16 protein-coding genes are annotated in these 22,976 nt (G+C 74.2%); 7 read left to right on the top strand and 9 right to left on the bottom strand.

From position 1 onward, the window contains the following. Positions 1-184: 184 nt before the first annotated feature. A complete protein-coding gene (locus tag LX15_RS21750; RefSeq protein ID WP_308213504.1) occupies positions 185-865 on the top strand; it encodes a DUF3159 domain-containing protein in 681 nt (226 codons plus the stop codon). Between the two features lie 371 nt (positions 866-1,236). Here LX15_RS21750 and LX15_RS21745 read toward each other — a convergent pair whose 3' ends face one another. From LX15_RS21745 to LX15_RS21710, 8 genes are all read right to left on the bottom strand, one after another. After that, the gene (locus LX15_RS21745; protein WP_253671473.1) at positions 1,237-2,196 is read right to left on the bottom strand and encodes an N-acetylglucosamine kinase; all 960 of its coding nucleotides are present in this window, start codon (positions 2,194-2,196) and stop codon (positions 1,237-1,239) included. A gap of 86 nt (positions 2,197-2,282) precedes the next feature. Next, a complete protein-coding gene (locus LX15_RS21740) occupies positions 2,283-5,690 on the bottom strand; it encodes a S8 family peptidase (RefSeq protein ID WP_253671472.1) in 3,408 nt (1,135 codons plus the stop codon). A 1,157-nt stretch (positions 5,691-6,847) separates the two neighbouring features. Then, the gene (locus LX15_RS21735; protein WP_253671471.1) at positions 6,848-7,531 is read right to left on the bottom strand and encodes a FadR/GntR family transcriptional regulator; all 684 of its coding nucleotides are present in this window, start codon (positions 7,529-7,531) and stop codon (positions 6,848-6,850) included. A 597-nt stretch (positions 7,532-8,128) separates the two neighbouring features. Next, on the bottom strand, positions 8,129-9,184 hold the full coding sequence (locus LX15_RS21730) for an SIS domain-containing protein (RefSeq protein ID WP_253671470.1): 1,056 nt from the start codon (positions 9,182-9,184) through the stop codon (positions 8,129-8,131). After that, entirely contained in the window at positions 9,181-10,740 is a 1,560-nt protein-coding gene (locus LX15_RS21725) for a glycoside hydrolase family 3 protein (protein ID WP_253671469.1), read from the bottom strand. Before LX15_RS21725 ends, LX15_RS21730 begins: the two co-directional genes overlap by 4 nt. Next, positions 10,737-11,576 carry a carbohydrate ABC transporter permease gene (locus LX15_RS21720; RefSeq protein WP_372502771.1) on the bottom strand — a complete coding sequence of 280 codons (840 nt, stop codon included), beginning with the start codon at positions 11,574-11,576 and terminating at the stop codon, positions 10,737-10,739. The genes LX15_RS21725 and LX15_RS21720 overlap by 4 nt, the downstream gene beginning before the upstream one ends. After that, on the bottom strand, positions 11,573-12,562 hold the full coding sequence (locus LX15_RS21715; RefSeq protein WP_253671468.1) for a carbohydrate ABC transporter permease: 990 nt from the start codon (positions 12,560-12,562) through the stop codon (positions 11,573-11,575). The genes LX15_RS21720 and LX15_RS21715 overlap by 4 nt, the downstream gene beginning before the upstream one ends. Before the next feature lie 9 nt (positions 12,563-12,571). Continuing rightward, on the bottom strand, positions 12,572-13,861 hold the full coding sequence (locus LX15_RS21710) for a sugar ABC transporter substrate-binding protein (RefSeq protein ID WP_253671467.1): 1,290 nt from the start codon (positions 13,859-13,861) through the stop codon (positions 12,572-12,574). Between the two features lie 386 nt (positions 13,862-14,247). Here LX15_RS21710 and LX15_RS21705 point away from each other — a divergent pair, with 386 nt between their 5' ends. Beyond that, a complete protein-coding gene (locus LX15_RS21705; protein ID WP_253671500.1) occupies positions 14,248-15,006 on the top strand; it encodes a GntR family transcriptional regulator in 759 nt (252 codons plus the stop codon). Between the two features lie 4 nt (positions 15,007-15,010). Here LX15_RS21705 and LX15_RS21700 read toward each other — a convergent pair whose 3' ends face one another. Next, positions 15,011-15,628: a hypothetical protein gene (locus tag LX15_RS21700; protein ID WP_253671466.1), complete on the bottom strand. Its 618-nt coding sequence runs from the start codon at positions 15,626-15,628 to the stop codon at positions 15,011-15,013. 104 nt (positions 15,629-15,732) lie between these two features. Here LX15_RS21700 and LX15_RS21695 point away from each other — a divergent pair, with 104 nt between their 5' ends. The 5 genes from LX15_RS21695 to LX15_RS21675 all read left to right on the top strand — a co-directional run bounded on the left by LX15_RS21695 (position 15,733) and on the right by LX15_RS21675 (position 22,711). After that, positions 15,733-17,250: an MFS transporter gene (locus LX15_RS21695; protein ID WP_253671465.1), complete on the top strand. Its 1,518-nt coding sequence runs from the start codon at positions 15,733-15,735 to the stop codon at positions 17,248-17,250. A gap of 135 nt (positions 17,251-17,385) precedes the next feature. After that, complete coding sequence (locus tag LX15_RS21690; protein WP_253671464.1) at positions 17,386-17,814, top strand: hypothetical protein; 429 nt, start codon at positions 17,386-17,388, stop codon at positions 17,812-17,814. Continuing rightward, positions 17,811-20,630, top strand: a complete 2,820-nt coding sequence (locus LX15_RS21685) for a hypothetical protein (RefSeq protein ID WP_253671463.1) — start codon at positions 17,811-17,813, stop codon at positions 20,628-20,630. Before LX15_RS21690 ends, LX15_RS21685 begins: the two co-directional genes overlap by 4 nt. A gap of 7 nt (positions 20,631-20,637) precedes the next feature. After that, a complete protein-coding gene (locus tag LX15_RS21680) occupies positions 20,638-21,408 on the top strand; it encodes an ESX secretion-associated protein EspG (RefSeq protein WP_253671462.1) in 771 nt (256 codons plus the stop codon). A 199-nt stretch (positions 21,409-21,607) separates the two neighbouring features. After that, on the top strand, positions 21,608-22,711 hold the full coding sequence (locus LX15_RS21675; protein ID WP_253671461.1) for a hypothetical protein: 1,104 nt from the start codon (positions 21,608-21,610) through the stop codon (positions 22,709-22,711). Positions 22,712-22,976 lie beyond the last annotated feature (265 nt).

Genomic DNA, 22,976 nt, shown 5'->3' with positions numbered 1-22,976 from the left:
ACCACTTCTGGGAACTTCCCAGACGATTGGACGGTAGTGACGCGCGCCACTTCCGGTCAATGGCGCGTTCGGCCGCCCGTCCGTCGGTCCGTCCGGACGCACGCGGGACCCGCCGTTCGAATGCGAGCGAACTAACGTCCGGGGGACCGTGCCCGGGAGCGGCGGGGTCGGGCAGGCTGGGGGCGTGGACCGGGAAGCGACCGAGAGCAGGGCGGACCAGCCGCCGGCGCCGGCCGCCGCGGGCTCCGGGGAGTCGCTGGCCCAGCTCCTCGGCGGACGCGGCGCTGCCGTGGACGCGACGTTGCCGCCGGTGGCGTTCGTCGCGGGGTGGCTGCTCGCCGACGAGTCGGTGCCCGTCGGCGCGGCGGCGGCGCTCGCGGCGGGCGCGGTGGTCGCCGTCTGGCGGCTCACGCGGGGCGACCGGCCCCGCGCGGTGGTGCTCGGGATGCTCGGCGTCGCCGTGGCCGCGATGATCGCGTTGCGGACCGGTCGCGCGGTGGACTTCTTCCTCGTCCAGATGGCGTCGAACGCCGCGAGCGCGCTGGCCTGGGCGGTCAGCATCGTCATCCGCTGGCCGCTGCTCGGGGTCGTGGTGGGCACGGCGCTGCGGCAACGCACGCGCTGGCGCAGGGACCCCGCGCTGTTGCGGGCCTACTCGCTGGCGAGCTGGGTCTGGGTGGGCCAGTACGTGCTCCGCCTGGCGGTGTTCGTGCCGCTGTGGTGGGCGGGCGCTGCCGTGGCGCTCAGCGTGGCGCGGGTCGCGTTGACCTGGCCGTTGGTCGCGGCCTGCCTCGCGGTGAGCTGGTGGGTCCTGCGCCGCGTCCTGCCTGAGGGCCATCCGGGGCTGCGTCAGCCCCTCGCCTGAGCGGGTCCGTGTTGAGCCGCGCCGGCCGTGCTGAGCCGCGCCGGCCGTGCTGAGCCGCGTCCGATCTGCTCTGGTCCGATCTGCTCCGCTCTGGTCCGTTCCGGTCTCGTTCGTTCCCCGTCCGGCCTGGTCTCGGCCGGGGGTCCGCCGTCCGGGAGCGTGTGGTGCGGCGCCGTTGCGTCCTGCCTGAGGGTCATCCGGGGCTGCGTCAGCCCCTTGCCTGAGCCGGTCCGTGCCGGACCGCGACGGCCTGAGCGGGATCGCGCCGGTCGGTGTTGGGCCGCGTCCGATCTGCTCTGGCCCGATCTGCTCCGCTCTGGTCCGTTCCGGTCGTCTCGTTCGTTCCCCGTCCGGCCTGGTCCTGGCCGGGCTCAGCCGCCCAGGAGCGCGCGGTGCAGCGCCGCCGCGTCGTCGAGTCCGGGGACGAGGTCGAGCGCCGCGAGCCAGGCGGCCCCGGCGGCGCCGTCGGTCGCGGCGCGGACGTCGAGCCCTTCGGCGGCGAGCCGGGCGCGCAGCGCCTCGCCGACGGGATTGCCGGGCTCGGTCAGACCGCCGACGAGGACGACGGGACGGCCGCCCTCCCGGTCGTGCGCGGTGATGACCAGCTCGGCCAGGTGCGCCGCCGCGGTGGCCACGATCTCCCCGGCCACCGGGTCCCCCTCGGCCGCCGCCGAGGTGACCAGCGGGGCGTAGCGGGCCAGCGCGACCGGGCGCTCGCCGTTCACGGCGGTGATGAGACGGTCGCGCGGGTCCGGCGGCACGGTCCCGAGCGCGGCGGCGAGCACCACCGACGCCAAGCCGGTGTCGGGGAGCCGCCCCTCCAGCACGCGGAGGGTGGCGCGCACCGCCTCCCGGCCGAGCCAGAACGCCGACCCCTCGTCGCCGAGCAGCCAGCCGTGCCCGCCGACCGCCCTGACCATCCGGTGGCCCCGGATTCGGCAGGCGATCGAGCCCGTTCCGGCGACCAACGCCGTGCCGTCCGGTTCCGCCGCGCCCGCCGCGAACCCGGCCTCCACGTCGCGGACGACCCGCATCGGGCAGCGCAGGCCCGTGGCCAGCCACTCCCGCTCGAACACGGCGGCGACCCCGGGGTCGCTGAGCTTGCTCGCGCCGGCCATCGCCAGCACCGCGGCCTGGACCTCGGAGGCCTCCACCGAGGCGAGCGCCGCCCGCACGGCCCCGGCGACGCGGGCCGCCGCCTCCTCCGGCGGGTGGGAGTTCGGGTTGCCCCCCTCGCACCGGGCGGCGCCGAGACGCCGGCCGGCCAGGTCGGCGACCACCGCCCTGGTCGTGGTGCCGCCGACGTCGAGTCCCAGAACCACCGCGCCCATCCCGGCAGTATCCCGACGGGCACAAGAAGACGGGGCCGGTGCGCCCCTCACGCCGCACCGGCCCCGTCGGCCCCCACGCGGGTTGGTCAGTGCCTGCCGTCCCGTGCGGTCGCGCCCTTGGCCTGCACGACCTGCGCCCGGTCGCCCGAGGCGTTGTGGTGGTGCAGGACGAGCAGCTTGTCCGCGCCGTCCTTGGCCAGCGCGTCGGCGTCGCGGTTGACGACGAGCGCGGTGCCCGGCCGGGCCTGGTAGGACAAGGCCGCGTCGCCGCCGCCCTGCGCCCACAGGCCGGGCTTGAGCGGGTCGAACGACATCGGCTTGGTGATCTGGTCGATCAGGCCGTCCTTGTCGCTCGGCCCGGTGTAGACGCCGGAGACGCCGACGGTGTAGCTGATCCGCCGGCTGGCGGCGTTCGGGTCGATCCCGAGCGCCTTGAGCGACACCGGCAGCACGATCACGTTGCTGTCGAAGACGTTCGTGTCGACGTCGCCGAAGAACCCGTTGACCGGCTGGAGCTCGACGGTCGCGAAACCGCCGTCCGCCAACGGCTTGCTCAGGTCGACGGTCTTCACGAGCAGCACGTCCGTGCCGGACGGGCGGGTCACGAACGACTCGAAGTCCGCCTTGCCGTCACCGTTCACGTCGATGTCGACGTAGGGGATCGTGTTCGCGCCGACGTTGTACCAGTTGCCCCACGTGGCGATGCCGAAGGCGACCTGCGCCTGGTCCGCCTTGCCCTGTGCCCTGGCCAGCGGGGCCGTGGACGTCGCGCCCACGTACCGCAGGTCGCCGCCCTTGGCGGTGTCGTTCGGGGTGCAGTCGCTGGTGACCTTCTTGCCGCACTTGGGAAGCTGCGGCGAGGTGGCCTGCAACTCGAAGACGCTCACCAGCGAGCGGTAGGCCGACGAGCCCTGGCCCTGGTCGAGGCCGCGCCCCTTCAGGTTCAGCACCGCCTGCGCCTGGCCCCGGTCGAACCTCACGGTGTCACCCGCGCTGATCTTCGCGACCGGCTTGGGCGCGGAGTAGACGGAGACCCGCAGCGGCGTCGCCGAGCCGTTCCTCGGCGTCAGCACCAGCCGACCCGAGGCGTCGGCCAGGAACTGCCGCGCCACGTTGAGCTGGGTGGTCTGCATGGTGGGGTCGATCGTCCTGCGCAGCGCCGAAGGGTCGTCGATCTTCAGCGTCACCTTCACCTTGGCGACGCCCTTCGGGCCCACCTTGACGGTGTTGCCGGAGACCTCGTAGCGCACGCCGGGGATCTCGGTGGCGGCCTGGTAGCCCACGCCGTACTCCACCGCGTTCACGCCCTTGTTGACGACCTTGAGCGTCTTGCTGATCGCGGTCCTGCCCGAGACCTCGACGGTGCCGAACGAGACGCTCACCGCGCCGGGGTCGTCCTCCACCATGGCCAGCACCTGGTTGTCCAGCGCGGCCTTGGCGTCCACGCGCCCGGTGCCGACCCGGTTCGGGCCGTACACCGTGCCGTTCGGGCCCGTCCGCAGGTCGGCCCCGGCCGTGTTCATGACGGCGGCCTTGACCTCCTCGGGCGTCCAGTCGGGGTGCGCCTGGCGCACCAGCGCGGCGATGCCGGAGGTGTGCGGCGCGGCCATCGACGTGCCACTGATCACCAGCGTGCCGTTGCCGCTGCCGGACAACGCGGACGCGATGGTGTCGCCGGGCGCGGACACGTCGGGCTTCACGATCTTGTGGTGCACGCCGCGCGAGGTGAAGGAGCTGGGCGTGTCGGTGATCGACGGGTCCGAGGTCTTCACGCTGGTGCGCAGGTCGCCCGCCATGCGCACCTGGAGCGTGCCGGCGGCCAGCGCGGGGCGCAGGGCCTTGGTCGCGGCGCCGGTGAACTGGAACACCGGGATCGCCTGGTTGCCGCCGATGCCGGCACCGAACTGCTCCACCGAGGACGAGAAGACCGCGGCGGCCGCGCCGGCGGCCTTCGCGTTGTCCGCGCGCGCCGCCGAACCGCAGCGGCGGCTGGCGTCGTTGTCGTCCCACTCCAGCCACACGGCCTTGCCGGCGACGGCCGCCTTGTCGGCCGCGGAGTACGGACGGCAACCGTCCTTGTTGGACTCGTCGGTCATCGCAACGACCGGCAGCGTGGCGTTCAGCCCGTCGTAGCCGCCGAACTCGCTGCTGTACTGGCCGGGCTTGACGCCGGCGACGTCGGCGGGCGCCACGACCTCGGCGCCGTCCCGCAGCACGTAGGCGTCACGGGAGCTGGCGACGGTGAGGGCCTCCGGCGTGCTGCCGGGAGCGCCACCGGTGTCCTGCCGGTCGCCGTCGTTGCCCGCCGAGATGACCGGGAGCACGCCGTGCTGCACCAGCTTGCGCACGAAGAGGCTCTGCGGGTCGTCGGGAGCGCCATAGTTGCTGCCCAGCGACAGGTTCACGACGTCCAGACGGTCACTGAAGTCGCCGTCGCCGTCAGGGTCGAGCGCCCAGTCCAGCGCCTGCGTCGTCAGGTTGGTCGAGCCGTCGCAGCCGAACACCTTGATGGAGTAGAGGAGCGCCTTGGGCGCGGTGCCCGGCCCGATGCGCATCTCGTTGAGCTGCTTGTCGTCCAGCTTGCCGTAGTCGCCGCGGAAGGTGCTGCCGTCGGCGTTGACACCGAAACCGGCGGTGGAGCCGGCGACGTGCGTGCCGTGGTGGCCGCAGGAGATCGGGTTGGGGTCGGGGGACGGCGTCCTGGACCCGGTCTTGCCCCGGGCGTCGTAGTCGTCGCCGGCCAGGTCGGTGCCGCCGACCACCTTGGCGGTGGGGAAGAAGGAGGGATCGGCCTTGGTGTGGTCGATCGCGTCGTAGGCGGCCTTCGTGCCCGGCCCGCCGAACGTCGCGTGCGTGTAGTCGATGCCGTCGTCGATGATGCCGATGCGGACGCCGTCGCCGAGCTTGCCCGCGTCCTGCCACGCCTTCACGGTGCGGGTGAGCTGCACCGCGCTGGAGTTCGTGCGCTCCACGGGGGAGATCGGCTGCACCGCCTTCACCTCGGGCAGCGCGGCCAACTCCTTGACCTTGTCGGCGTCCGCGGTGACCACGACGCCGGGCACCGCGTTGCTCGTGCGGTGCGACACCTTGGTGTCGGCGTCCTTGGCGCGCAGCGCGGCGACCACCTTGTCGGCGGCCTGCCGCGTCTCCTGGCGCGCCTGCTGGGCGGCCTGTTTCGCCTGGTCCTTGCCGGCGCCCTGGCCCTGCTTCTCGGCGAACGCGTCGGCGGCCGGCTTCTTCTCCAGCTCGACGAACGCGGTCACCTCGCCGTGGGCGTCGGCCAGCCTCGGCGCGATCTTGCCCTCGACCGGGTCGACCGGCAGCGGCTGGGCGCCGGGGACCGACGGGGCGAGCCGCGAACCGTCCGGCGCGGTGGGCGCGGCGTTCGCGGTGGCGGCGCCGACGACGCTGGTCGCGAGCAGGGCGCTCAGCACGGCGGCGGCCGAGCGCGCCGCGACGCGGCCGGCGGCGCCGGACACGCGGGATCTTCTCATGGGTTCCTCGCTGACGGGCCGTGCTTCGACCCCGCGGGGCGCCCGGGGGCACGCCGCCGGGACGCCGTGCCCTCAACGGCGCCCAGGTCCGACCTCGTCGCGCGGACCGTAGGCAGCCGAGACGATCACCCACATCCGACGAAGGTCGGCTCCGCTTCCCACCAACGGCGGGTGGCGCGTTGCTCCGATCTGTGCGGGTCAGGCGCGTCAGTCGCGGACGCCGGCCGGTTCCTGCTGATCCCGTGCTCCTGGCCCGGTCGGATTCATCCGATGTCTTGTTGGGGGTGTGGGTGGCTTTGGTGGAGATGCGCGCGGAGTGGGGCATTGACGCCGGGTGACGTGTCCGACGTGTGGTCGAGGCGGGATCGGATCCGGCGCCTGACGAATTCCGCTCGGGGTTCTCCGCGGTGAACATCCGGTCGTCGGTCCCGACGATCGGGCGGCGGAGGCTCGGCGCGAGTCCGCATGGCCGCTGTCGGTCCATGTGTTGCCCTTTCGCCTCCATTTCCTTGCCTTGGCGGGCGTCGAGCGCTCGCCTGCCCGAGGCGACCGGAGTGACGGTAGGTGTGAGCCCTCGCGGTCAGGGTGAGGGCCTGCGAACTCGGGGTGAGGGTCCGCGAGGGCGGGGTGAGGGCCTGTGAGGGCTGGGTGGGAGCACGCGAGGTCAGGGTGAGGGCCTACGAGGGGCTGGGTGGGCGGGCTGTCTGTTGCCTCCCGCCGGGGGGATTTGTCGGAGTTTGTCGAGTGTTTGTCAGTGTTCACCGCTGTTATCCACAGTCACCCGAATTCCTCCACAGGCTGGGGTTCGTGTCTTGGGCGCGTGATCGGAAGCGGATAGGCTGGAGCAGGGCTCGCCCCCCCGGGCGGGAGGGGGCTGACCTGGGGTGATGGTGTGGGCGGGTGGCTGGTCCTCGGGTGGGACGTCTGAAGCCCTGGTTCGTTCTGCCCCGTCGTTGTGATCTTGGGCGGAGTCGCGTCGACCGCCGGAGTCGACCGTCAGATCCCTGGTCGCGTCGGGTGCGGTGCGGCGCTGCCGAGAAGAAGTCGTCGCGCGGGCAAGAAGAAGTCCTCGCGCGGGCGCGCGACCGCGCGTGGTCCCACCAGACCGTGGTTGGGCGGGCGCCTGGGCTGGGCTGAGTCGGGTTGAGCTGGGCGCGTCAGGCGAGCGGTTGGTCGCGGCCGAGCCACCGCTCCACGGTGGCCAGGTGCACGGTGGCCCAGGACTGCGCCACGTCGGCCTGCCGGGAGGCGAGGGCGTCCACGATCGCGCGGTGCTCGGCCACGACCTCGGCGACCGAGCCGGACCGGACGATCGCGCGCCACACGTCGGCCCGGAGCGCCGAACCGGTCAACGTCTCCAGCAGCCGGGCCAGGGCGGCGTTGCCCGCCGCCGCCGCGACCCTGCGGTGGAACTCCGCGTCCAGCTCCACGAGCCGCTCGACCGTGGTCGCGGTCTCGGCCTCCGCGCACAACGCGCGCAGCGCGGCGATCTCGCCGGCGTCGATCCGCCGGGCCGCCCTGGCCGTCGCCGCGGGCTCCAGGATGCGGCGCACCTCGTGCACCTCCGCCGCGGAGCGCTCGTCCCGGTGCAGGTCCAGGACCAGCCCCAGCGACCCGAGTAGGTCGTCGGCGCGGAGGCTGGCCACGTAGGTGCCGTCGCCCTGGCGCACGTCGAGCACCCGGACCAGCGCCAACGCCCTGACCGCCTCGCGCAGCGAACTCCGGGACAGGCCCAGCCGCTCGGCGAGGTCGGCCTCGCGGGGGAGGCGGTCGCCCGGTCGCAGCTCCCCGGCGAGGATCATCCGCTTGACCCGCAGGATCGCGTCGTCCGTGACGGCCACGGCACCCCCCAGGACCTCGAACCAGGCGCACCAGTATGGCCGTGACCCTGGTCCTGGCGGCGGTGACCGCCCCGACGACCAGCCGGTGACCGTCCTGGCGACCGCCCGACGACCAGCCGGCGACCGCCCGACGACCAGCCGGTGACCGCCCGACGACCGGCCATGGACCGGCTCCGAGGCGGCCGCGCCGAGCCCGGCGGACCGGGGCCGACAGGGCGCTGATCCGGGGCCGAGCCGAGGTCCGTCCGCCGACGAGCCGCGATCGGGTGCCACCCGCTCGGGCGCCCCACGTGGCACGCGTTGCTCCGTTCGGCGTAACCTAGCGGTGCCCGCCTCATCCCGCCCCCTCGGTGAGGCGGGCCTTCTCATGTCGCCCCCGGCGCGCCCCTCCTCACCCGTTCGTGGGTGGTCGCGCGTGGCGCTCCCAGTACCGTCCCCTGCCCGGCCAGAAAGCCTCTGACCAGGGATGACTCCGAGGAACTCCGGTGGGGTGAGGTGCCGAGGCGCGTGGGCGCCTCACCCCACCGGATGATGGGTGGCCCGGTGACGGGTCAGCCAACCGGGCCGACGTTGGCGTCGGGTTGGCCGACGGCCGGCTCAGCGGGTGCGGGTGACCTTGGCGAGGCCGCGCGGCCGGTCGGGGTCGCCGCCGCGCGCCAGCGACAGCCCCAGCGCCAGCCGCTGGACCGGCAGGACCTCCAGCACCGGGGCCAGCTCCTCGACGCAGGACGGCACGTCGACGCGCAGGGTCGCGGGGACCTGGCCGGCGGCCGAGCCCACGGCGCACACGTCGGCGCCGCGCTCGTGCACGACGTCGAGGACCTCGCGCATGGCGGCGCCGCCCCGGCCCTCGCTACAGATCGCCAGGACGCCGGTCTGCTCGTCCACCGCCGCGACCGGTCCGTGCAGCAGGTCCGCGCCGCTGTAGGCGCGGGCGGCCAGGTAGCTGGTCTCGGCGAGCTTCAGCGCGGCCTCGGCGGCGGTCGCCGACGAGTAGCCGCGGCCGGTGGTCACCATGCGGGCGACGAACCGGTAGCGGCGCACGGCCTCCTCGACGGCCTCGGCGCTGCCGTCGAGGGTCGCCCGCGCCAGCTCGGGCAGCCGGGCCGCGTCCGCGCCGTCGCCGCCCCGGATGGCGTCCACCAGGAGGTAGAGCGCGAGCAGGGAGGCGCTGTAGGTCTTGGTCGCGGCCACCGCCAGCTCCTTGCCGGCGTTGATGTCCACGTCCAGCTCGGCGGCCCGGTTGAGCGGCGAGTCGGCGGTGTTGGTGACCGCCACGGTGAGCGCGCCCCGCCGCCGCGCCGCCTCGGTGACCTCCAGCAGGTCGGGGGAGCCGCCGCTCTGGCTCACCGAGACCAGCAGCACGTCGGTGAGGTCGGGCTCGGCCCCGTAGAGGGTGGTGGTGGACGGCGAGACCAGGCCGCACGGGAGCTGGAGCAGCACCTCGATGAGGTACTTGGCGTACAGCGCGGCGTGGTCGGAGGAGCCGCGGGCGGCCAGCAGGGCGAAGCGCGGGCGGCGCTCGGCGACCCGGCGCGCGACCTCGGCGATCTCCGACCGCCGGTCCAGCAGCCGGGCGAACACCTCGGGCTGCTCGGCGATCTCGGCGCTCATGTGCCGGCCGGGCGCGCCGGTCGACTCGTTCTGGGTCATCCCTGGCCTCCTGGAGCCGCGATCGAGGCGGCGAGCAGTTCGGCGGCGGCCCGCAGCGACACCAGCGACCCGCCGTGCGTGTCGACCCGGGCCGGCCGCCGGCCGTCGTGGCCCTGGTCCTGCCCTGGCACGCCCGTCTCGACGTGTACAAGGTCTAGACCAATCCTAGCCAGTCGGGCCACCAGGTCCCGCGTTCCAGGGTGCCGGTGGGCGTCCCGTGTGACAACCACCACGGGGCGGCCGTCGGCCGCCGCCCGGATCTCGTCCGGGTGAACCTCGGGGGAGACCCGCCGCACGACCGTCGCCGGGACCAGTTCGGCCAGGTGCGGGCCGACGCCCCACGGCACGTCGCCCACGGCGATCGAGCCCGGCACGACCACGTCGACGACCAGCGGAGCCGACCGCAGCGCCAGCTCGCCCCGCACCGTCACGGCCCGCCGCGCCGCCCGCAGGCCCAGCTCGGTCAGCGCGTCGAGGTCGGCCGGCGCGGCCAGCGGCGCCACGCCCAGCTCCGCGACGCGGCGCGCCGCCTCCACCAGGCGCTCCTCCGGCAGCCGCCCGGCGCGCACGGCCGCGACCAGGGCGTCCACCACGCCGGCCACGACCGTCTCGTCCGCCAGCTCCCCGCCGAGGCACAGCCCGTCCGCGCCGGCGAGCAGCGCGCGCACCGCCGCCGAGGTCAGCCCGTCGAGGTCGCCCAGCCGCCCGGCCACCGCGCCCATCTCCAGCGCGTCGGTGATCACCGCGCCGGTGAAGCCCAGCTCGCCGCGCAGCACCCCCGCGATGGCCCGCCGGTTCAGCGTGGCCGGCTCCGCGCCCCACGCCGGCACGACGAGGTGGCCGGTCATCACCGACCGCGCGCCGGCCTCGACCCCGGCCAGGAACGGGGCCAGCTCGGTCGTCCGCAGCTCGTCCTCGGTCCGGTCGAGCGTGGGCAGCTCGTGGTGCGAGTCGGCGGTCGCCGCGCCGTGCCCGGGGAAGTGCTTCACGCACGCCGCGACCCCCGTCGACTGCATCCCCGCGACGAACGCGGCGACGTGCCGGCCGGCGGCCGAGGCGTCCCCGCCGAAGGCGCGCACCCCGATCACCGGGTCGTCCGGGGTGAGCGTGAGGTCGGCGCACGGCGCGAGGTCGACCGTCACACCGCACGCCGCCAGCCGCCGGCCCAGCGCCCCGGCCACCTCGGCGGTCAGGGCTGGGTCGTCCACCGCGCCCAGCGCGTGGTTGCCGGGCACCAGTGAACCCCGGTGGGCGTCGAGCCGGGTGACGTCGCCGCCCTCCTCGTCGATGCCGACGACCACGTCGGCCCGCTCCGCGCGCAGTGTGGCGGTGAGCGCGGCGACCTGCTCGTCGTCGACGACGTTGCGGCCGAACAACACCACACCGCCCAACCCCTCGCCGATCCGGCGGCGCACCCAGTCGGGCGCGGCGGTGCCGAGGAAGCCGGGCAGCAGCACGGAGTGCGCCAGCCGGGTCAGCTCGTCTGATCCGTCCACAGTGGACTCCTGGTGCGTCGCGCCCCTGTCGGGCGGGAGGGCGGGGTCGGACACGGTCATCCCTTCACCGCGCCGGCGGTCACGCCGGCGACCATGTTCCGCTGCACGATCAGGAAGAAGACGACCACCGGCAACGTGAACAGGGTGGACGCCGCCATGGTGCCGCCCCAGTCCGTGCCGAAGGCCGTCTGGAAGGTGGACAGCCACACCGGCAACGTCCGCTTGGACTGGTCCTGGAACAACACCAGCGCGAACAGGAACTCGTTCCACGCCGTGATGAAGCCGAACACCGAGGTGGCCACCAGACCCGGTCCGAGCAGCGGCAGCGTGACGCGCCGGAACGCGCCCCACCGCCCGCAGCCGTCGACCATCGCGGCCTCCTCCAGCTCGGCGGGGATGCCCTGCACGAAGCCGCGCAACGTCCACGCCGTGAACGGCAGCGTGGCGGCGAAGTACACCAGCACCAGGCCGGGCATCTGGTCGAGCAGGTTCGCGTCCCGCATCATCAGGTACATCGGGATCAGCAGCGCCTCGAACGGCGCCATCTGCGCCACCAGCACCAACAGCAGGAACCCCTTGCGCCCCCGGAAGCGCAGACGCGCCAGGGGGACCGCCGCCAACAACCCCGCCACCAACGAGAACAGCACCGCGACCAGCGTGACGGTCAGGCTGTTGCGCAGCGCGTCGCCGAAGCCGGCCTTGCCGACCGCCGACGCGAAGTGCTCGCCGGTGAGGCTGGTCGGCACCAGGTCGTAGCCGGTGGACTGCATCTGGTTGGTCGGTTTGAACGCGGAGCTGACCATCCAGTAGACGGGGAAGGCGAACAGGCCCGCCACCACCAGCCCCACCGCCGACAGCGCCACCCGACGGGCGGTCACGGCCCGAGCCTCCCTCACAGGTCCACCTCCTGGGAGCGCACCAGCATCCGCAGGTACTGCACGGTCAGGACGAGCAGGACGAGCACCATCAGCACGCTCACCGCGGCCGCGACGCCGAAGTGGCTGCCGGCGATGCCCTTCAGGTACTGCAACACCGGCAGGGTCGTGCTCTCGCCGTTCGGGCCGCCCTGCCGGAACGCCCACACCTGCGCGAAGACCTTGAAGTCCCACAGGAGCTGGAGGAAGGTCATCATCAGCACGATCGGCCGCAGCGTCGGCCAGGTGACCGAGCGGAAGGTCTGCCAGGCGTTGGCCCCGTCCATGCCCGCCGCCTCGTACAGCTCGCGGGGGATGCCGAGCAGCCCGGCGTAGAGCGAGAACGCGACGAACGGGATCGCCTGCCAGCAGACGAGGATCCCGATCACGGTGAGGGTGGACGGGCCGGTGGCGAACCAGTTGTGCCCCTCGAACGAGTCCAGCCCGACGAGCACGAGGGTCTTGTTGAGGATGCCGTAGCGCTGGTCGAACACCCACTGGAAGACCGTGGTGGCGGCCAGGACCGGCATCGCCCACGCCAGGACCATGCAGACCTGGAGCACGGTGCGCACGACGCGGCCGAGCTGGCGCAGCAGCAGCGCGATCACCAGGCCGCCCAGCAGGGTGGCCACCACGCAGGCCGCGGTGAACGCGACCGTCCGCAGGGTGATCTTCCAGAACTCGGCGTCGCCGAGCACGGTGGTGTAGTTGTCGAAGCCGGTCCACACGAGTTCGCCGCGGACCAGCTCGCCGAGGTCCATCTTGCGGAAGCTGGTGAGCACCACCAGCACCGCCGGCCATCCGACCAGGGCCAGCAGCGCGACCACCGCCGGCGCCAGCAGCAGGTACGGCGTCAGCGCCTGGCCGAGCGGCCGCCGCCGCCGGCCGGACGAGCGCCCGTCGTCAGCACGCGGCGGCGCCGGCGGGGAACCCCCCGCCGGCACCGCGGCGTCGATCGTCGAGGTCATGTCGGGGACTCAGCCGCCCAGCGCCTGGCCGATCTTGGCGTTGGCGTCCCTCGCCGCGTCGGCCGGCGACTTCTGGCCGGTCAGCGCCGCGGTCAGCATGTCCTTGAGCGGGTTCTGCCCCGCCTCGACCGGACCCCACTTCGGGGTGGTCGGCGTGACCCTGCCGTTCTGCGCGGCCAGCGCCATCGGGCCGGCCACCGGGTCGGTGGCCAGGGCGCTGACGTCCTTGGACGTGCCGGGCACCGCGCCGCTCTCCTTGGCGAACTTGTTCTGGAACTTCACGCCGGACAGCAGCTTGAGGTAGTCCTTGGCGAGGTCCTGCTTCTTGCTGCCGGCCGGGATGGCCAGGTTGGAGCCGCCGAGGAACACCGGCGCGGACTTGCCGGCCTCCTTGCTGGGCACCGGGAACGCCGCGGTGACGTCCTTGAGCTTCGGGTCGGCCTTGACGGCGTTGCCGTGCTCCCACGGGAGCGCGATCATCATCGCCGTCTTGCCCTTGGCGAAGATCTCGAACTGCTGCGGGGTGGCCTCGTCCTGGTCCTTCGGCGCCTTGGTGCCGGAGGCGTCCACGAGCTGCTTGTAGAACTCGACGGCGGCCTTGGCCTCGGCGCTGTCCAGCGTGGCCTTGAACGACTTGCCGTCCTGCTTGGCCACGTCACCGCCCTCGTCCCAGAGGAAGGACAGCCAGACGTACCAGGACTGGCCGGGCAGGTAGAGCGCCTCGAACTCGGGGTCGGAGGCGTTGGCGGCCCGCAGCTTGGCGATGGCGTCGAGCCACTCGGCGCGGGAGGTCGGGGTCTTGGTGACGCCGGCCTTCTCGAACATGTCCTTGCGGTAGATCACCGTGCGGTTGGCGGCGTAGAACGGCATCGCGTACTGCTTGCCGTCCCAGGTCGCCGACTCCTTGAGGCCGCCGAGCCACTGGTCGCCGGCCAGGTCCTTGGCGGAGCCCGTGAGGTCGAGCAGGGTGTTCTCGGCGGCGAACCGCGCGGTCTGGGTGTTGCCCAGCTCGATGACGTCCGGCGGGTTGTTGCTGGCCAGCGCGGTGGTGAGCTTGTCCTGGATGCCCTTCCACTGCTGGATCTCGTACTTGACCTTGACGCCGGGGTGCTGGCCCTCGAACTCCCGGTTGAGGTCGTCGGTGAAGCCCTTCGGCGCCGAGCCGTCCATGAGCCAGACCGTGAGCGTCTTGTCGTCGCCCTGGCCGCCGCCGGAGCCGCCGCTCCCGCCCATGCCGCAGCCGCTCGTCGCGACCGCCAGCGCCGCGGCGCCGACGGCCAGTCTCTTCCAGCGCTTCACTCTGCCGCCCTCCCGGCCCGGCCCCAGTGCCGGGCGTCGAAGTGGTGTAGACCAATGTGAGCAGAGTGTGGGCCGTCACAGAAGCTGTCAAGGGGGTTGCGAAGCTGTGACAAAGAGGTCGGATGACTGGCGTGTGTGATCTCATCGCACGCCACCGGGGTTTCGCGGCATCCTGAACGCCATCGACGAGGGCGCCGGCACCCCCACCGACGCACACCGACGCACGCCGCACGCAGGAGGTGGCCATGAGCGAGTCTCCCTTCACCCCGGCCGCCGACCCGGTGCGGGCGTCTGGGGGAACGGGGCAGGCGGCCGCGGGCGGGGCTGACGCTCCGCGCACGGCCGGCGACGGGGTGCGCGCACCCCTCGGGACACAGGAGGAGGCCATGCTGGACACGACGCCGGCCGCGGGCGACGGGGTGCGGACACGCGCGCAGCGCGAGCCCAAGTACTGGGGGCTCAAGCGGCACCTGCTGGACCTGCTCCGCTCACTGCCCCCTGGCTCACCCATCCCCACCGAGCGGTCGCTGGCCGCGGAGTTCGACGTCTCCCGCACCACGGTCCGGCAGGCGCTGGCGGAGCTGACCGTGGAGGGCCGGCTGCTGCGGGTGCAGGGCAAGGGCACGTTCGCCGCCGAGCCGAAGGTGGCGCAGCGGCTCCAGCTCTCCTCCTACACCGAGGACATGCGCGCGGTCGGCCGGCAGCCGGCCTCCCGGCTGCTGGAGGCCACCGAGCAGGCGGCCGACCCCGACCTGGCCCAGCTTCTGGGCGTGCGCCCCGGCGCCAAGGTGCTCCGGCTGCGCCGGCTGCGGCTGGCCGACGGCGAGCCCATGGCGATCGAGACCACCCACCTGGCCCTCGGCCGCTTCCGGGGGCTGCGCCGCTACATCGGCGCGGGCGGCTCGCTCTACCAGGTGCTGCGCGAGCGGTTCGGGATCGAGCTGGGACACGCCGAGGAGACGATCGAGACGGCGCTGGCCAGCCCGGAGGAGGCCGAGCTGCTCGGCGCGGAGGTCGGCCTGCCCATGCTGCTGCTGTCCCGGCACTCCTTCGACACCGAGGGCAACCCCGTGGAGTGGGTGCGCTCGCTGTACCGCGGCGACCGCTACAAGTTCGTGGCCACCCTCAACCCGCCCACCCGGTAGCGGCTCAGGCGTCGTCGCTGACGCAGAGCAGCCACAGGTTCCGGGCGGCGCGGTCCAGCACCACGAACGTGGCGTCCCCGATCGTGCCGAAGAACCAGTCGCTCCACGGCCGGTCGCTGTAGGCCACGACGAGGTCGGTCAGCCGCATGCCGAACAACGCGGCGCACAGCGCCGTCGCGAGCTCCAGGGACGCGATGGCGTCCTCGGCGCGCCGGTCGGGGTCGGCCGGCGGGTGGTGGTACGCGCCGCCGTGGTGCACGTAGGAGGCGATCCGACCGGGCAGCGTGAACGGGTCGACCGGGGTGAACTCCACGTCGTGGATGGCGGGGCGGAAGCCGGGGGACGACAGGGCGTCGACCACCGCGGGGTGGTGCAGGAACCGGGAGGGGAAGCCGATCTCGGACAGGCGGTCGCGGGCGGCGTGCCAGGCCAGCACCGGGTGGTCGCCCAGCGCGAACCCGGTGAACGCGGTGTCGCCGCTGGGGTAGCGGTCGTGCAGCGCGTCCAACAGCTCGTCGACCGCCAGCGGGTGGGCTGACAGGGGGCGCACGACGAGGTCGCGCCACATCCGCTCGACGTCTGCCCTGGTCGGGCGAGGTTGTCTCCAGTCAGGTTCCCGCACGACTACCGATGATCGCTGAAAACGCCGGCGCGCGGGTCGGGACCGGCTGAGGCCGCGCCCCGTCCGGGTGGCACCCGCCGCCGCCCGGGGGCAGCCTGACCGGCATGACCACCACGGGGCCGGAGGTCCGCTGGGGCACGGGACGGGCCAGGGGTGTGCTGGCGGCCACGACCCTCGGCTCCGGCATGGCCATGCTGGACAGCACCATCGTCAACGTCGCGCTGCCGGCGCTCGGCCGCGAGCTGGGGGCGTCGGTGTCGGGGTTGCAGTGGGTCCTCGACGGCTATCTGCTCACCCTGGCCGCGTTGATCCTCGTCGGCGGGGCCATGGGCGACCGGTACGGCCGGCGTCGGGTCTTCCGGATCGGGGTCGTCTGGTTCGGGGTGGCCTCGGCGCTGTGCGGCGTGGCGCCGTCCACCGAGGTGCTGGTGGTGGCCAGGGCGCTCCAGGGGGTGGGAGGGGCGCTGCTGACGCCCGGCTCGCTGGCCATCCTCCAGTCGGTCTTCGCCAGGGGTGAGCGGGCCACCGCGATCGGCGCGTGGTCGGGGCTGTCCGGCGTCGCCACCGCTGTCGGCCCGTTGGTGGGCGGGCTGCTGGTGCAGGCGTGGTCGTGGCGGCTGGCGTTCCTGGTCAACCTGCCGGTGGCGGCGCTGACCTGGTGGTTGACCGCGCGTTTCGTCCCGGAGACCCGGGACGCGGGCGCGGAGGGCCGGCCCGACGTGCTGGCCGCCGCGCTGTGCGCGCTCGGCCTCGCCGGCCTGACCGGGGCGTTGGTGGAGGCCCCGGTCCGGGGAGCGGGTGACCCGGTCGTCATCGGGGCCGGTGTCGTCGGTGTGCTCGCCCTGGTGTGGTTCGGGGCGCGGCAGGCGCGGGGAGACCGGCCGACGGTGCCGCCGAGCCTGTTCGCCGACCGTGTGTTCCTGCTCGCCAACCTGGCGACGTTCCTGGTCTACGGCGCGCTCGGCGCGGTGATGGTCCTGCTGGTGGTGCAGCTCCAGGTGTCGCTGGGGTACTCGCCCACGGCGGCCGGGTTGGCAGGACTGCCGATCACGCTGCTCATGCTGGTGCTCTCGGCCCGGTCCGGGCGGCTCGCCGAGCGGGTCGGCCCCCGGTGGCAACTGGTCGTCGGGCCGCTGGTGATCGCGGTCGGCCTGCTCCTGCTGCGGCGCGTCGTGCCGGGCGGCGGCTACGTGGACGCGGTGCTGCCCGGCGTGCTGGTCTTCGGCGTCGGCCTCGCGACCGTGGTCGCGCCGGTCACCGCGACCGTGCTGGCCGCCGCGCCGGACCGGTACGCGGGGGTGGCGTCCGGGGTCAACAACGCGGTGGCCCGCACCGGCACCCTCCTGGCGGTGGCGGTGCTGCCCACGGTCGCCGGCCTCGGCGGCGCGGACTACACCGACCCCGCCGCGATGACCGAGGGCTGGCGGACGGCGCTGCTGGTGTGCGCCGGCCTGTGCGTCGTCGCCGGCCTGGTCGCGTCCGGCGTGGACAACCGGGTGCTGGCGTCGGCTGCCGCGAAGCCGGAACCCGCCGAGCACGAGCTGGCGCACCCCGGTGAGTGCCTGTGCTGCGGCGTGGAGGGGCCGCCCACGCACCTGAGCCCCCGGGGTGTCGAGCGCTGACCACCGCCCGGAACGGGTGAGCGGGGGAACCGGGAGGGGGCGGGGAACGTCTATCCAGCCGCCCGCCCGTCGCCGCGCGTCCGGCGCGTGCCCGCCGGTCCCGCGCGGGTCTGTCGACGACCCCTGGGAGGAGCCGTGGAGATCCCCGACAGCGTGGCCGCCCGCCCGGCCGACGCGACGGAGACCGTGTTTCCGCACGTCGCGGTGGGTTCCCGTGTCGTCGTCGGGGCGGCCGCCGTCGCGGGCGACGGCTTCCTGGTCCGCCCCGACCAGGCCCCCGCGCTGCTGGAGCGGCTGCGGGCGGCGCTGGAGCTGCTCGACGGCGTGGCCGAGGACGCGCGCCGGCTCGCCGACGTCGACCCTCCCGGCGGCGACCCGGTCAGCCAGCAGGTGGTCAGGGACATCGCGCTGGGGGTGACCAGCGGTGACGGCGCGCTGGCCAGGGCGGTGGCCGAGTACCGCACGGCGCTGGAGGCCACGGCGCGCGACCTGGAAGCCGCCCTGCGGCAGCGCTCCCAGGCCGAGGCGGCGACCGACGCCAGGTTCGGGGACGCCGCGCGATGAGCTACGACCGGACGTTCAACGACGTCGACCACCGCACGATCCACGCCTGGCTGCACACCGGGCCGGGCTCGGCCGCGACGACCACCGCCATGGCGGAGCGGTGGCGGGCCGTCGGGGCGCGGTTCATGGAGGTCGCCGCCCTGGTGGACCAGGCGATCGCGGCGGCGGGCGGCGTGTGGACCGGCCCGGCGGCGCGCACCGCGGCCGACGGCATGAGCCCGCTGGCCGGCTACGGGCGCTCCGCCGCGGACGCCGCCGAGCGGATCGCGGTGTGCCTGGCGCGGCAGTCGGCCTTCTTCGACGAGGTTCGACACGGCGTGCCCGACGTCGTGGCGGGGCCGGTCACGCCCCTGCACCGGTCGGCCACCCCGTGGAGCGAGGACGTGGCGGGCGTCGAGGACGCCTGCCGCGCCGCCGACGAGGAGGCCCGGCGCCGCATGCGCGTCTACCAGGCCAACAGCGCCCGCAACGTCGCTGATCTCCTGGGCTACCAGCCGCCGCCCGGCCGGATGGCGGTGGGCGACCACGCTCCCAGTGGCCCTTTCGACGGGGGTTCCGGCACGCCGGCGATCGTCTCCGCCGCGTTCGGAGCTTCGTCAGTTGGCGGCGAAGCTGACCAGCCGGACGGGGCTGGCCGGCTGGCGGGCGGGGGCGGCCGGCCTTCCGAGATCCGGACACCGGATTCGGGTGGCGGCGGGGATGCCAGTGTCGTCGGGGGCGCACTTACCGCCCCCGACCAGGTCATGTCCTCCGAGTCCGTATCGGGTGAGCCCGGTGTCGTGGCTGGGGTGGGGATCGGCGGCGTGGGGGATGCGGTGGCCGGTGATCGCCCTGAGGGCCGTCTTGAGGGCCGTTCTGCCGAGTTCGGGGGTTCGTCGGTTGGCGGCGAAGCTGACCAGCCGGGCGGGGCTGATCGGCTGGCGGGCGGGGGTGGCTGGCCTACCGAGGTGCGGACACGGGACTCAGGTGGCGGCGAGGCCACCGGCGTCGACGACGCAGCGGAGGTGCCCGGCCTGGCCTTCCCAGTGCCTGGTGCCCCCACCTCGCCCGGCCACGCCGGACTCCCTGCACCCATTGCCCCCGGTGAGGTCGCGTCCTCGGATGCCGTGTGGGGTGAGGCTGGCCCTGCGGTGGGTGGCTGGGCTTCTGGCGGTGATTTCGGCGCGGTGGGGATCGGCGGCGTGGGGGATGCGGTGCCCGACGATCATCCCCAGGGTCGTTCCGCCGAGTTCGCGGGTTCGTCGGGTGGTGGGGAAGCGGCCCCGCCGGCGGATGGGCCCAACCGGCCTTCTGAGATTCGGATACGGGACTCGGGTGGTGTCGGGGGCACCAAGGTCGGGGGTGGGGCTGTCGTGTTCAGCTTGGCGCGCTCCGCGTCCGACGATCCCGCCCTGTCCAGCCTCGCTGGGCTTCCGCCCACGCCTGTTTCCCCTGGTCAGCTCGCGTCTTCCGAGTCCGCGTCGGGTGAGCCCGGTGCCTTGGCGGGCGGGTCGGTCGCGGCGGGCGACCGAGCTTCTGGTGGCGGTTTCGGCGCGGTGGGGACCGACGGTGTGGGGGATGCCGTGTCCGACGGTCGTGCTGGGGCCGGTTCCGCTGAGTTCGGAAGCCCGTCGGTTGGCGGTGAAGCTGATCAGTTGGACTGGGCCGACCGGCCTTCCGAGATCCGGACACGGGACTCGGGTGGCGGTGGGGACGCTGGCGTCGACGACGCAGCGGAGGTGCCTGGCCTGGCCTTCCCAGTGCCTGGTGCCCCTACCTCGTTCAGCCTCGCCGGACTCCCTGCACCCATTGCCCCTGGCGAGGTCACGTCCTCCGAGTCGGTGCGGGATGAGCCCGGTATTGCGGCTGGGGTGGGGACCGGCGGTGTGGGGGATGCGGTGCCCGACGATGATCCCCAGGGTCGTTCCGTGGAGTTCGGAAGCTGGTCGGTTGGTGGGGAGGCGGACCGGCTGGCGGACGGGGGTGACTGGCGTGCCGAGGTGTGGACACGGGGCTCGGGTGGTGGCGGCGACGCCGGCGTCGTCGGGGGCGCACCTGCCGTTCCTGGTCAGGTCGTGTCTTCCGAGTCCGCGTCGGGTGAGCCCGGTGCCCTGGCGGGCGGGCCAGTCACGGTGGGTGGCTGGGCTTCTGGTGGCGGTTTCGGCGCGGTGGGGATCGGCGGCGTGGGGGACGCGGTGCCCGACGATCGTGCTGGGGCCGGTTCCGCTGAGTTCGGAAGCTCGTCGGTTGGCGGCGAAGCGGTCCCGCCGGTGGGTGGGGGCGGCCAGCTTGCCGAGATCCGGACACCGGATTCGGGTGGTGGCGAGGCCGCCAGTGTCGTCGGGGGCGCACTTACCGCCCCTGACCAGGTCATGTCCTCCGCGTCCGTATCGGGTGAGCCCGGTGTCGTGGCTGGGGTGGGGATCGGCGGCGTGGGGGATGCGGTGCCCGGTGATCGCCCTGAGGGCCGTCTTGAGGGCCGTTCTGCCGAGTTCGGGGGTTCGTCGGTCGGCGGCGAAGCTGACCAGCCGGACGGGGCCGACCGGCTGGCGGACGGGGGTGACTGGCCTACCGAGGTGCGGACACGGGGCTCGGGTGGCGGCGGGGCCGCCGGTGTCGAGGGCGGAGCTGACGCCCCGGGGCAGGTCAGCGCCCATCGGGTGCGAAGCGGGCTGGGTGGGGTGCCGGGCGGGCAGGGCTTCCTGTCCGAGAGCGCGGTGCTCAGGCTCGGTAGGGACCGGTTGCCCGACCTGGCGGAAGCCGGGAACCTGGCCGGCGAGCCGGAGATGATCTCGAAGCCGGCGGCCGACCCCTCGCCTCGGGACGCGCGGCGGTGAACCGGCCGTGAGCTACTGGGTCCTCTCCCACGCCGCCTACGACGTCTGCTGGTCCGACCTCGACCTCGGGGAACGGCCACTGGTGATCGACGTGCCCGCGGTGGGCGCGACCGTGGGCGAACGGACGGCCCTCGCCGAGGCCGTCCGCGCCGATCTGGCCGCCGGGGGGTTGCGCGACGGCCTTGAGCTGGACGAGGGGCTGGAGTGGGCGTTGTGCCTGCTCGCCCGGCCGGTCGCCGCGGTGGACGTCCGGGTCAGCTCGGAGCGCGGCGAGCTGCGGGCGATGACCGCGGCCGGGCGCGGCGACAGCGGTGTGTGGGCGGTGCTCGACGCCGACGCCCTCCACCTGCACCAGGTGCCCGCGGCGGAGCTGGCCGCGTCCGCGCTGTCCCTGCTGCCGGAGGTGCCACCGGCTGCCGGGACCTCCGTCGCCATGCCCGCCGAGCTGCTGGACGGGATCGTGCGGCGGGAGTCGACGTTGGGTGAGGTGACGGCGGCGTTCATGGACGCGGGGCTGCGCGCCGAGCTGGCCCGGCTGGTGGGCGAGGCGGTCACGGCGGCCAGGACCGGGGTGGCGCGGTTCGAGCCGGCCGGCGTCGACGAGCTGGGGCGGCGGCACGGGGCGGGGACGTCGCTCACCGTGCTGGACACCGCGCGGGGCCGGTTCCTCTTCCAGCGCGCTCCCGGCTCGGACGGGCGGCCGTGGCTCACGATCTCCCCCTGCCCGGCCGCGTTGCTCGTCGAGCGGGTCGCGGAGCTGGGCGCGGCCCCGGTGTGAGCCGGAGAAGACGATCGTCCACTGTGGACTCAGCATGGGGGGCGACGGGGTTGCCTCCCAGTGGTTGTCGTCACGGCGGCCCACCCCGGGGCACGTCTCGCACGTCCGTTTCGTTGGGGAGGACGGGAGAACCGGGCGGCCGTGGCGCGTCGCGTGCGCGCTGGGTGACGGTCCGGGGAGTCGCGGCAAGACGGAAGAGATGGCGGAACCGGAAAAGCGGCAGGAAACCGACACGACGGACGAGGAGCGCAAGCCTCGACTGGAGATCAAGCTGACCCAGGTGGCCGGCGGCGCGCTGGCCGCCGTCACCGCCGCCGTGCTGGGCGCCCGGCTCGGCGTGGCGGGGACGGTGCTCGGCGCCGGCGTCGCCAGCGTCGTGACCACCGTGGGCAGCGCGCTGTACCAGCACTCGCTGGAGCGCACGCGCGAGACGGTCAAGGTGGTCGCCACGAAACTGCCGATCGGCGGGGGCTCCGGTGAGGCGGAGCGGACCGCCGTCGGCGCTCCGCTGGAGACCACGCGCTGGGGCGACGGCCACGACCGGACCACGACCTGGGTGGGGCGACCGATGACGCACGACGACGCGACGCAGATCGTCCGCCCCGTGGGGTCGACGGCCGTCCAGCCCGCCGTCGGGGCGGGTCAGGGTGAGGAGACGACCAGGATCATCCGGCGGCCGGAGCCGGCCGGCGAGGCGGGCGCGGCCGGCTCGACCGGGACCCGCGCCGGGCGGCAGGGGTGGCAGGAGTGGCTGCGCCAGCGCTGGACGAGGGTGGCCGCGGTCAGCGCGCTGGGCTTCGTGCTCGGCATGCTGGTCGTGACCGGGGTCGAGTGGGTCCGGGGCGAGCCGTTGTCCGGCGGCGGCTCCGGCAGCACGGTCGGGGAGATCCTCCGGGGTGGGCCCGCGCCGCAGATGCGGCCGGAGCCGGAGCAGGAGGCCCCCGTGCCGACCGGGCACGAGCGCCCCACCGGTGACGGCGGGCAGCAGCGGCCGACCGGTGGGGCCACGTCGGAGGCGCCCGTGCCGAGCACGTCGCGTCAGCCGGGGACGAGCGCCTCGGAGGCGCCGCCCACGACTTCCGCGCCGAAGCCGAGCCCGAGCCAGCAGCCGGAGAAGCCGCAGCCGACGACGCGTCCGCAGCAGCCCACCGGGACGCCGAACCCCGGCACGGGCACCGGCGGAACCGGCGGTGGCACCGGGACCGGGGCCGGGACTGGCGCCGGCTCCGGCTCCGGCCAGGGCACCGACACCGGCGTGGGACAGCGCCAGACGCCGGTGCCGGGGGTGGAACGGCAGGGGTGAGAACCGGGCCCGCCGGTCGCGTCGCTTGGGGGAGCGGCGTGACCGGCGGGCCTTTTCCGTCGCCACCTCGTCAACCGCTGGGCGCGGCGTTGTCCTGTGTCGTTCTGGGTGGCCGGGACAGGGGCAGTTCTCCTGCCCACTTTCCCACGGAGCACCCGGCGCTTCCCGGAATCCGCGCACCGTTGTCCGGTGATCGCCGGAACGTGGCCGGGAAGGACCTCCCGCCGTTTTCTTTCCCTGTTCTTTCGTCACGGGAACGGTGAGT

Origin of the sequence: Streptoalloteichus tenebrarius, assembly GCF_024171885.1 — a bacterium.
Lineage (GTDB): Bacteria > Actinomycetota > Actinomycetes > Mycobacteriales > Pseudonocardiaceae > Streptoalloteichus > Streptoalloteichus tenebrarius.
This window is presented reverse-complemented; position numbering and strand designations above follow the sequence as displayed.

Bases quoted from the DNA above. Each gene is read 5' to 3' on its own strand.
- LX15_RS21745 (WP_253671473.1), bottom strand. From the start codon at position 2,196: ATGGGCGCGGTGGTTCTGGGACTCGACGTCGGCGGCACCACGACCAGG.
- LX15_RS21740 (WP_253671472.1), bottom strand. From the start codon at position 5,690: ATGAGAAGATCCCGCGTGTCCGGCGCCGCCGGCCGCGTCGCGGCGCGC.
- LX15_RS21730 (WP_253671470.1), bottom strand. From the start codon at position 9,184: ATGACCCAGAACGAGTCGACCGGCGCGCCCGGCCGGCACATGAGCGCC.
- LX15_RS21725 (WP_253671469.1), bottom strand. From the start codon at position 10,740: ATGACCGTGTCCGACCCCGCCCTCCCGCCCGACAGGGGCGCGACGCAC.
- LX15_RS21715 (WP_253671468.1), bottom strand. From the start codon at position 12,562: ATGACCTCGACGATCGACGCCGCGGTGCCGGCGGGGGGTTCCCCGCCG.
- LX15_RS21705 (WP_253671500.1), top strand. From the start codon at position 14,248: ATGCTGGACACGACGCCGGCCGCGGGCGACGGGGTGCGGACACGCGCG.
- LX15_RS21695 (WP_253671465.1), top strand. From the start codon at position 15,733: ATGACCACCACGGGGCCGGAGGTCCGCTGGGGCACGGGACGGGCCAGG.
- LX15_RS21685 (WP_253671463.1), top strand. From the start codon at position 17,811: ATGAGCTACGACCGGACGTTCAACGACGTCGACCACCGCACGATCCAC.
- LX15_RS21675 (WP_253671461.1), top strand. From the start codon at position 21,608: ATGGCGGAACCGGAAAAGCGGCAGGAAACCGACACGACGGACGAGGAG.